At 57.7% G+C, this 2,874-nt stretch carries 3 protein-coding genes and 1 pseudogene; 2 read left to right on the forward strand and 2 right to left on the reverse strand.

All coding sequences use genetic code 11. The features are described from left to right. Together NW837_RS04340 and NW837_RS04345 are read right to left on the reverse strand one after the other, a co-directional pair. Positions 1–605 (reverse strand): annotated as a pseudogene (locus tag NW837_RS04340) (right-handed parallel beta-helix repeat-containing protein); the annotation flags it as partial. 296 nt (positions 606–901) lie between these two features. After that, positions 902–1,255 carry a hypothetical protein gene (locus NW837_RS04345; protein WP_049749562.1) on the reverse strand — a complete coding sequence of 118 codons (354 nt, stop codon included), beginning with the start codon at positions 1,253–1,255 and terminating at the stop codon, positions 902–904. Between the two features lie 220 nt (positions 1,256–1,475). Between NW837_RS04345 and NW837_RS04350 the strand changes: the two genes are divergently transcribed. After that, entirely contained in the window at positions 1,476–1,829 is a 354-nt protein-coding gene (locus NW837_RS04350; protein ID WP_414329420.1) for a rhodanese-like domain-containing protein, read from the forward strand. Between the two features lie 21 nt (positions 1,830–1,850). Beyond that, a partial coding sequence (locus NW837_RS04355) for a C45 family autoproteolytic acyltransferase/hydolase (protein ID WP_414329421.1) occupies positions 1,851–2,874 on the forward strand: 1,024 nt, incomplete at its 3' end.

A 2,874-nucleotide genomic window follows, 5' to 3' on the forward strand; every position in this document is an offset into this window, starting at 1 on the left:
ATGCCCACCCCACCCGTTTTACTGACAATCGGCGAGACACGGCTGACCCGGCCATTCCCAGAGATCTGCACACAGGGATCCAAAAATTGCTGGCACAAAATCTCGGCCAATTGGTTCAAGGCTCCCTCTAGAACCGCAGCATTGCCGTTGACCAAGATGTTGGAGCGAGGGTCGTTGAGGGTGACCTTGCGCGGCTGAAAAGTGCCGTTGTTCACCTGCACCCGTCCACCCCCCAGCACCACATCTACCCCTTGCAGGCTAGTTTGGCTGGCTACAACCACATCGAACAACCCCGCTAGGATCTCGTAGGCAGCAGAGCTGGTAATCCGAATCCGCCCGCCATTGGTGCCGTCACCTCCATCCAGGGCGAGGTTCTTCTCCAGTCTCTCCTTGCCCGCCCCCAAAATCTCGATCAGCACCTCTAGTCCTGCTGTGGCATTTTGCAGCCGCTGCGCTTCTGCAACGGCATCAGCCACCTTGGTAAAGGGGCCCCTGGCCGGATCCACTTGCAGGACGACAGATCCACTACCTGGCGACGGCAGAGGGGGAGAGTTGCCTGTGCCTCCTCCACAGCCGAAAGCGATCCCTGCCAACAGAGGCAGCAAGGCTGAACAGATCCCCCAACCAGACTTGGATACTTGGCCAAGCATAGGTGGAAAGCTCCTTACAAGCGCTTAGCGGTTAAGGTTGTTACAGCAACAAACAAGAACAACAAGCAACTGCCACGAGGTCAAAGTGCAGGTGGCCAAGTTGCGATCCAATGCCCTCAGCAAAAGCATCCTCTGATGGATCCTCTGTTTAGTCAAGGCTTCGCCAGGGATCCGCAATCAATCGGCAACAAAAATCTCAAAAATCTAGCGCTCTTCAGGTACTTCGAGGGTTCCGGCGAGGATGTCTTGCTTCACCGCTTCCACAGCAGCCACCAAATCCGCTGAGAGCAAGGCTTGGTTGTATTCATCCAGGGCATAGCCCACACCCTCGTTCTCCAGGCCAAAGGTTTGAATGCCGCCGACAAAGTTGCCTTAAAGTTGCCTTCCACCACGCTGCGAATCACTTCATAGGTGGCCATATCCACCCGCTTCAGCATCGAGGTGAGACCGTGGTTGAGGGTGGCAGGGTTGTTGTCGGTATCCCCCAGGTAGTTTTGGTTAGCATCCACACCGATAAAGAACAGCGGACGGGTATCTCCGCTGCAGATGCTGGCATAATCGGCGGGTTTGGGCACTTCCGCAAAGGGATCTCGAATGAAACTCACCCCGGCGGGCAGCCCTGTAGGATGCTGTTGGGCCAGAGCAGCCCAAAGAGCAGCGAGGTAACATCATCTCCCGCCGTATCCGTGTCGATCAAAAAGCGTTGCACAGCCATACCCAGGCTAAGCCCAAATCAGGGTGACATCTTAACCTTTGCGGGCAGTCTCAGGGCAGCCGCTGAGCCGGTGTATCTTGAGAGGGGATCCCTGTAGACCAGAGTTGGCGATGTCCTTCTCCATCCGCTCCATTACACCGCAACAGATGGCCCAACACCTACGGGATCCCGAGGCCGGCCCTCTGCAATTGATCGATGTGCGGGAACCGGCAGAGCTGGAGCTGGTGAATTTAAATGCCCTGGGCTTTCGCAACTACCCCTTGAGCCAGTACGAGGAATGGAGGGAACGGATCCTCACAGAGCTGGATCCAGATCAGCCAACTTTTGTGCTCTGCCATCATGGCATCCGCTCTGCTCAAATGAGCCGGTGGCTACAGGCCAACGGGTTCACCCAGGTTTATAACATCAGCGGCGGCATTCACGCTTGGGCCTGTGAGGTGGATCCCTCCCTGCCCACCTATTGAGGTCACGGGCAAACCAGCACCATGTTCCCCATTCTTCATCTGCAGGGGGATCCCCAACAACGAGGCCAACAGTATGGATCCCAGGCGGCCCAACTCATTTGCCACAGCATTGCTAGTTACGCCCGCCAATTTGCCTACCGCTGTGGTCTCACCTGGCAGCAGGCCCAGACCCAAGCAGAGGGATCCCTGCCCTGGCTAGAGCGCCACGTGCCCCACCTGCTGGAAGAAATCCAAGGCATTGCCGCGGGGAGTGGCTTCCGTTTTGCCGAGATTCTGGCCCTCAATTTGCGCACCGAGATTTTATCCAGATCGGTTGTCGGTGGATCCCATCCCGACTGCGCCGCTGCTCTGGAACACAATCTCCAAAACGGGGTGCCCCAGCACCCACCGGATCCTGCTCATGAATTCAAGGGGATTGATCTCATCGATCCAGCCCAAGCCAACCCGGATGGGGGAGAATGCACCGCCCTGGCGGCCTTGCCCCAGGCTACCTCCACCCACCACACCTACTTGGCCCAAACCTGGGATTGGATCGGGGAGCAGCGCAGGGCCTGTGTGCTGTTGTGCGTTCGCTCCGATAACCACCCTGCCTACCTCACCCTGACCGAAGCTGGGATCCTGGCCAAAATCGGCCTCAACCGAGCAGGGTTGGCCGTAGCCCTCAACCTCTTGCGCTCTACCCTAGATGGGCAAACCGAGGGAATGCCGGTGCATCTGCTGTTGCGCTTATTGTTGGAGTGCGAGGAGTGGCAGCAGGCTGTAGAGAGGGTGGGATCCTATCCTTACACCGCGTCCTCTTGTGTCAGCGTTGCGGGTACCGCAGGACAGGCGGTAGGCCTACAGCCCGCTAGTGCAATCAGCTTTGAAATCAGTCCACGAGGAATTGGCCTGCATCTCCCTCAAGGAGGGATCCTCGCCCACACCAATCATTTCCTGGATCCGGCCTTGCGAGAAGATGGCTGCCCCCCCCACACAGGATCCTCCACAAGGCTAGAACGGGCCTATCATTTGCTTCGCCAGAGCGCTCAAACCGGAACCCTAGAGG

The sequence above is a fragment of the Synechococcus sp. R6-10 genome (assembly GCF_047461815.1).
Lineage (GTDB): Bacteria > Cyanobacteriota > Cyanobacteriia > Thermostichales > Thermostichaceae > Thermostichus.